Consider the following 7,367-nt stretch of genomic DNA (forward strand, 5'->3'; position numbering starts at 1 on the left):
TTCATCCACTCGCATGCCGCCTGATAGCAGCGATCGCCCTTAAGCGTGTGTTACCGCAGCAAACGTTCATAACATCTGGGAATCAAAAAAAGCTGCCGTCCGCTCGACGACCAACCGCAATCCTCCGGTCGCGCAACCTGGATGGTTAACTAGTACTCGCATAGACGCAGCTGCCATAGTGACCTGAGATCTTGGAAGCGCAAGTATACAACAGTAACATACGGCGCATGACGCCCGTGGGCTCTTGTCCCAATCGCCTGCTAGAATAGGAACAAACACTGGGGCAAGAAACAGATACGGCGCGGGATTGCTCGTGGACGACGAATAAATTCTGCGTTAGGTTTAATTTTGCAATTGCAATTAAAGTTCTGGTAGCGTCCCTCAAGAGCGGGTGAGGAGAGAGCAGTGGAGAATGAAATGCAGGAGCGGCGCGATATTACGCCGTCACCCACGCGCGCGCCCCCAAACACCGACGACATTCGCACTCAACTTGCGCGCATTCTCAGCAGTGAAGAATTTCCTCAAGTGGGCCGCAGCGTTTCGTTTCTTGTTTATGTGGTCGAAGAAGCGCTTGCCGGCCGGGGTGATCGGATCAAGGGCTACAGCATTGCCATCGAGGTCTTCAAGCGTCCAGAGGGGTTCACGCAGGATGATCCTGTCGTCCGGATCGAGGCCGGACGACTGCGTCGCGCCCTGGAGCGTTACTATCTCGTCGCAGGACAGGGCGACCCTGTCACGATAGAAGTTCCAAAAGGCGGTTACGCTCCATCGTTCACATGGAAGGCATCTGCGGTATCCGAAGGCAATGACGACAAAGTGTCAGTTGGTGGGTCTCGAAGACGGCTCTACCTGCCATGGCGCAAGATTATGCCGATGGCCATTGGAGGAGCATTGGCGATTGGTGTCGTCACGATGGTGCTGGCATTATCCGCGCATATAGCTGTGCAATCGAAGCGTTCCCCAGCGATCGACGGACCCACCCTGGTGATCGTGCCGTTTGTCAGTTTCAGCGAGGACCCTCAGGCTGCACTCTACGCAACAGGTTTGACCGAGGAGCTGCTGACCGCCCTTCCCCGCTTCAAGGAAATAAAGGTCTTCGGTCGCGAGACATCGAAATCCCTGTCACCTGAGACGGAGACGGCTCGGGTCCGTGATGAATTGGGCGCCCGGTTTCTTCTCAAGGGTGCCGTTCGCGTTTCCGGCAACGCTGTTCGCGTTACGGCGCGACTGCTTGACACCGACACCAACGAGATCATTTGGTCCCAGACCTATGACGACAAAATTCAGACGCGCGATATGTTCGCCATCCAATCGGACGTCGCAAACAAGGTTGCGACGGCGGTAGCGCAACCATACGGAATCATCGCGCAGGCCATCGTTGCCAAGCCCCCGCCGAACGATCTCGGGAGCTATGGTTGCACCCTTCCCTTCTATGCCTACCGTGCTGAGCTAAGTGCCATTCGGCATGCCGAGGTGCGAGAGTGTCTCGAGAGCGCGGTCGGCCGCTTTCCAACCTTCGCGACAGCCTGGGCGATGCTCTCCATCATCTACCTGGACGAGGACCGTTTCAAGTTCAATCCGAGCAACGACGCATCGTCGCCGATAGATCGCAGCCTACAGGCGGCCCGCCGTGCCGTTCAACTCGATCCCGGCAACGCCCGAGCCCAGCAGGCACTGATGACCGCGCTGTTCTTCATGCAGAATGTACCGGAAGCTCTCCGTGTCGGCGAACAGGCGCTATTGACCACCCCGAATGATACCGAATTGCTTGGCGAGTTCGGAACCCGTGTTGCAATGAGTGGTGCGTGGCAGCGCGGTGCGACGTTGCTGGATCAAGCCATTGCCCTCAATCCAGGTGGCGGCGGCTACTATCATGGAACCCGTGCACTCGCCGCTTACATGCTGCACGACGACAAGACCGCAGTCATTGAGATCAGGCAGGCGGACCTTCAGAAGTTTCCTCTCTTCCACGCCGTTGCCGCCATCATCTACGTCGATGCCGGGATGATGGAGGAGGCGCGTCGGGAAGCCGCTCGTTTCAACGAGATGCGCCCGGATTTCGTCCGGAACATCGTCGCTGAACTCAGATCCCGCAATCTCCAACCTGACGATCGGGCCAGAATGATCACCGACATCAGAAAGGCGGGATTGCCAGCCGTGGATGAAGTGCGATCGACCATGCTGGCGCCGTCCGACGGCAATGTTGCAGTTTGGCCACGATAAGGACTTGTCGAACGCGTTCCGGCGAGAGTTAGGGCACAGAGCGTACGAGATGTTACGGGTGTTTGCTGGCTTCCGGCTGTAGGCATTGATGGTCGTTGGACGATTTCACAGGCGGTCGAGCGCCCCCGGTGATTCTCCAGAGAAGAATTGCGACGGTGTAAAACCAACCCCGAGCTGCAAACGTTGATTTCGCTAGCAAAGGCTACCGTAACGGAGAGGCCGGTCGATATCCAGTGGAACAGCGAGACCAATCGGGCGAATTGAGTTTCGGACAAAAGAGAGGAAATTTATGAGAGTCTTGTTGATCCAGGCCGCGCTCTTGTGCGCTGCCCTGGGAATTGCGTCGTCAGCACAAGCAGCCGACATAGCCCCCGGGATTCCGGACGCAAAGGTGGTCGTGGCTGATAGCGGCTGGACCTATACCGCCGCGCCCTATTTCTGGGCTGCAGGTCTATCTGGAAACACTGCGCAATTCGGTTTGCCCGAAGTCCATATCGATTCCAGCTTCGGGGACATCCTGGACAATCTCGATTTCGCGTTCATGGCTGCAGGCGAGGCTCGATACGACCGCATCAGTATTTTCGGCGATATCCTGTACACCAAGCTCGGTGCGGATGCGAATACCCGAGATGGTATCCTCGCCGATAATGTCGAGGTGACCTCAAAGACCTTTGCCGGATTGCTCGGCGCAGGATATTCAGTACTTGAGGATGAGGCGGGACATCTCGATATCGTCGGAGGTGTTCGAGTATGGTCGGTCGATACAACGATCAGCTTCAACGGCGGGTTACTTGGCGATCGCGAAGCCGACGACGGCGCGACCTGGGTTGATGCTCTTGCAGGGGTCAGGGGCAATTATTTCTTCACTCCCGAAATTTACGTCACCGGTTGGGGCCTTGTTGGCGGTGGTGGCGCGGATCTCGACTGGGATGTGTCCCTCGCACTCGGCTACAAATTTACAGATACAATTTCGGCAGTTGCCGGCTACAGGGCGTTGGGGGTGAACTACAACCACGGGGGCTTTGTCTTCGACGTTGTCGAGCAAGGACCAATCATCGGCGTCGCGTTTCACTTCTAGACCGATGTCGAAGGTCTAATGTTCCAATAAAGACTAGATCCATCAATGGAGCCGCGGATTGCAACGCTCGAATGTATGCCGGAGATCATTTTCACACTGCCGGATTGCAACCTGCCTGGGGATACAAAGAGGTACGCTCCAGCCGAGCGTTCCCAAATTTGGAAAGCCGTGTCTGCCTCGATATTGGCCCGATTGCTGTGCTGACAGATCCAGCCCGCAATATTCGAGAAACTGACGGTGATGGTGAAAGTGGCGCAGATTTGGGCTTTGCAATGATCGTCAGCGCGTTGATCGGTTCGATGCCCGGGATTTGCCGCAGGACTGATAGTCCGCACTGACGTGGAGCAGTTCGTCTGTTTGGGGTTCGATTGACCTGCCACTGAACTTTCATCCAGCGGCGACTAGAGCCCCGGCGGTTTTGAATACGCCAAGTGGCGCGGTGTGAGCAACCGGCGGAAACGCGAAGCTTTCATCTTGCGCAGCGTTGGAGCCGGTTGCGGCGATGGTCCCGGCAAAGTCTGCCGGGGTTTTGTATCCGAGCGATGAGTGCGGCCGAAAATGGTTGTAATCGTCCGCCCATTCAGCAATGGCGCTTCGGGCATGATCGAGGCCGAAGAACAGGCTTTCGTTGAGCAGCTCGTCGCGCATGCGCCCGTTGAAACTCTCGACATAGCCATTCTGCATCGGCTTTCCCGGCGCGATGTAGTGCCACTCGACCTTGTGATCTTTCGACCAGGCGAGGATGGCATTCGACGTTAGTTCGGTCCCGTAGCACCTACGGAAGAAAGAATTGGAGCCACCGAGGGAACGGTGCGCGCAGCTTTTTTGCTGCAAGCGCGCACCGTTTGAGGTGGCCATGGCCAGCCAAAGTATCTCTAGAATGTGAGTGTTCACAACTCATTCCGGAGAGACCGACCATGACCACTACCAATTCTATACCTACTGATGCCGTGCTGGTAGCGATCGATATCGCCAAGGTGCGCAATGAAGTTCTGATCGAGGCCCCTGGTCACACGCGCCGCCGCCGGCTGCAGGTCGTCAACAATCGTGCAGAGCATGATCGACTGTTAGAGGTTCTGCAGGCCTATGGCCGACCCGTGGTCTGCGGCTTCGAAGCGACGGGTAATTATCATCGGCCCATTGCATGGCGTCTGGCCGAAGCGGGTTACGAGGTGCGGCTTGTGTCGTCGCTGGCGCTCGCGCGAACCCGCGAGGCCTTGCACAACAGTTGGGACAAGAATGATCCCAAAGACGCGCAGGTAATCCTCCACATGCTCCGGATCCAGGCGACGCAGCGCTATCACGACCCGCTGCGCGCCGGCATCAACGACATACAGGAACTGTCGAAGACACACGAAGCCATTGCTAACGCCAAGACCGAGATCCAGCATCGCATCCTGACGCATTACCTACCGCTGTATTTTCCTGAGATTGACCGCTTCAGGGGCAACAGCCGTAGCGACTGGTTCTTCGCTTTCCTCGATGCGTTCCCCACACCCGCGAGCATCACGACACTGACGAAAGAGGCGTTTGTTAAAGCTGCATGGGATGTTGTCGGCAGGAAAGTCAGCAAGTCACAGATTCTGATGGATATTTACGAGACGGCGCGCACCTCGATCGGACTGCCACTGCCGTCTGACGCGCCCGCTGTTCGTATGTTCCGCATGGTCATTGCCGAAGCACGAAGCCTGATCCGTCAACGCAATGAGATAGAAGCACAGGCCGACGAGTTGCTGCGACACAGCCAGGATTATCAGCTCCTGCGGCAGATCCCAGGGATCGGTCCCATCAATGCGCTGACGATCATCGCGGAGGCTGGGGACCTACGCCGCTTTCACCATCACCGTCAGTTTCTCAAATTCTGCGGGCTGGATCTGTCGACACAACAATCGGGCCAGTATCGTGGCCAGACCCAGCTTTCCAAATTCGGCAATGCGCGGCTGCGGCGGACCCTGTGGATTGCTGGACAAGTTGCAATCCGCCAGCGTGAGAACGGCTTCCGGCATAAGTTCGAACGCTACATCGCTAAAGATCGTGACAATCCCGATCTCCGCCGCAAGGCAATGACCGCTATTACCGCCAAGATGGCGCGTGTCGTACACGCCGTCGTCAAAAGCGGTTCAGACTACCGGCCCTTCGTTGAAGGGCCGGTACCAGGTGGAAGAACCTCTGTCAGGTAGGGCCGTGAGGGCATCCATCGGATGACCCTGTAGACAATGCTTGGGTCTTCCACCTGGATCAGAAGCTCGTGTTAAGGACGGTGAGGGCCAAAATGATGGACCCTGTGTTTGCTATGGACGAGACCTTTTCCCATGCCAGTGGAAGCCGCCTGGTTCGACGATGTGACTTGACCAGCGTCATGCAGCGCGAGCATGCTGACGAACAGAGAAACTTTGCCTGCCAAGCCCATTTTCTTCCGCACTTAGGACGTTGTCGGAGACAATCATTCCGGGCTTGCCGCGTCGTTCGATCAGCGTCGTCAGTTCTCGGGCGACACGTCGACCGGAGATAGATGTGTCCGGGATCGCTGCCAGGCATTCGCGCGTCACATCATCGACAATGTTGAGCACGCGGAAGCGTCTGCCGCAGGCGAACTGGTCGTGGACGAAATCCAGCGACCAGCGGGCATTGGCTTTCGCTTCGACCAGGATCGGTGCACGCGTGCCGACAGCACGCCGCCGGGCCTTTCGCTTGCGAACGGAAAGCCCTTCCTCGCGATAAAGACGGTAGATGCGATTGACGCCGGACGGCTCTCCATCCCGCCGAAGCAGGATGAACAGCCGACGGTAGCCGAAACGCCGTCGCTCGTTGGCGAGGTCGCGCAGCTTCGCTCGCAGATCGACCTCCGGCGGTCGACTGGACCGGTAACGGATCGTCTTGCGGTCGGCGGATATGATCTGGCAGGCCCGACGCTCCGAAAGACCCATGACGGCCTTCAGATGCGTGACGGCGTCACGCTTGGCGGCAGGCCCTACCATTTTTTTGCAAGAAGCTCGCGAAGTGCGGCTGCATCCAGCATCTGTTCGGCCAGCAGCTTCTTCAGCCTCGCGTTCTCGTCCTCAAGCGCCTTCAGACGCTTCGCTTCGGAGACTTCCATGCCGCCGTATTTGGCTTTCCAATTATAAAACGTCGCTTCTGAAATTCCGTGCTTGCGGCAGAGGTCGGCCACCTTCGCGCCAGCCTCCTGCTCCTTCAGCACCGCAATAATCTGCTCTTCCGTAAATCGCTGCTTCTTCATTCGTCCGTCCTTTAATGGGCCGGACCCTAATCCATTCTGGAGGAAATTCGCAGTGGCAGGTCACGATCTCACTACGTCGCCGGACCACGCTGTGTGCTTCGGCAATGACCATGCAGAACATGCGAATGGCAGGAGCACCAAGTGCACACGGTTTTTTAGGACGTTTCCCAAGTGCAACCACGATGTCCCGCAGCTCGTTGCGGGCGTATGTTACCGTAACGTACTTGCCATTGGCTACAATTGCCAAGACGTTCTCAGCTCAGAGGCCCATCAACTTTGGGTCGCTGGGCATCCGGCAGCCCTCGATTTCCGGTGCCCCAGATGAATTGAGGACATATGGCGTCAATATTACAGCGACGTTCGATACAACGACACGGGTTCACAACGGGAGCTCGATCGGCGGAGCCTGATCGATGTCCGTCGCGGCCTGCTAGCGACAAAATCCCGCGGCATCGGCGGCGTCACAATGACCAAAGGTTGGGCACCAACCGGGCTTGGGTCAACCAATACAATTACTCAAACCTTCTCCTGACACTTATGCGCGTCGCTTGACCGCTGCGAAACAAAAGGAATTTTTCAGATGCTCACGAAACGCGATCTGCTCCGCTCTGCAGCGATGGCCGCACTCGTCGCCACGACGGCAAGGGCCGACCCGACCTTCCCCCTGGTCTTTGATCAGAACAATGCCGAATGGCCCAGCCTGTTGGAGGCCAAGGACATCGCCGAGGAAGGCTTCATCTACGGCCTGCCCCTCGTGATGAATTATGCGGTTATGCAAGAGTTTGCGGTCGACAAGAACTCGGGGCAGTTCAAAGCACCGTTCAATGA

Annotated in this window: 2 protein-coding genes and 5 pseudogenes; 4 read left to right on the forward strand and 3 right to left on the reverse strand. The window is 57.2% G+C overall.

Annotated features, from left to right (window positions below):
• Window positions 1–405 precede the first annotated feature (405 nt).
• Window positions 406–2,223 (forward strand): adenylate cyclase, encoded by a 1,818-nt coding sequence (locus tag AC1DMK_RS15515; protein WP_477860157.1) that lies wholly within the window; start codon window positions 406–408, stop codon window positions 2,221–2,223.
• Between the two features lie 289 nt (window positions 2,224–2,512).
• Entirely contained in the window at window positions 2,513–3,301 is a 789-nt protein-coding gene (locus tag AC1DMK_RS15520; RefSeq protein ID WP_477860158.1) for a hypothetical protein, read from the forward strand.
• Between the two features lie 63 nt (window positions 3,302–3,364).
• On the opposite strand, the pseudogene AC1DMK_RS15525 reads toward AC1DMK_RS15520, so the two are convergent.
• A pseudogene (locus AC1DMK_RS15525) lies at window positions 3,365–3,673 on the reverse strand (IS110 family transposase); the annotation flags it as partial.
• Window positions 3,674–3,688: 15 nt separating this feature from the next.
• Window positions 3,689–4,069: pseudogene (locus AC1DMK_RS15530) on the reverse strand (integrase core domain-containing protein); the annotation flags it as partial.
• Window positions 4,070–4,218: 149 nt separating this feature from the next.
• Here AC1DMK_RS15530 and AC1DMK_RS15535 point away from each other — a divergent pair.
• Window positions 4,219–5,506: pseudogene (locus tag AC1DMK_RS15535) on the forward strand (IS110 family RNA-guided transposase).
• A 197-nt stretch (window positions 5,507–5,703) separates the two neighbouring features.
• On the opposite strand, the pseudogene AC1DMK_RS15540 reads toward AC1DMK_RS15535, so the two are convergent.
• A pseudogene (locus AC1DMK_RS15540) lies at window positions 5,704–6,539 on the reverse strand (IS3 family transposase); the annotation flags it as partial.
• A 580-nt stretch (window positions 6,540–7,119) separates the two neighbouring features.
• Between AC1DMK_RS15540 and AC1DMK_RS15545 the strand changes: the two are divergent.
• Window positions 7,120–7,367: pseudogene (locus AC1DMK_RS15545) on the forward strand (DUF1254 domain-containing protein); the annotation flags it as partial.

The sequence above is a fragment of the Rhizobium sp. 05L419 genome (genome assembly GCF_056397845.1).

What these genes read in the sequence shown, in the direction of transcription:
- AC1DMK_RS15520 (WP_477860158.1), top strand. Translation starts at nt 2,513, where the DNA reads ATGAGAGTCTTGTTGATCCAGGCCGCGCTCTTGTGCGCTGCCCTGGGA.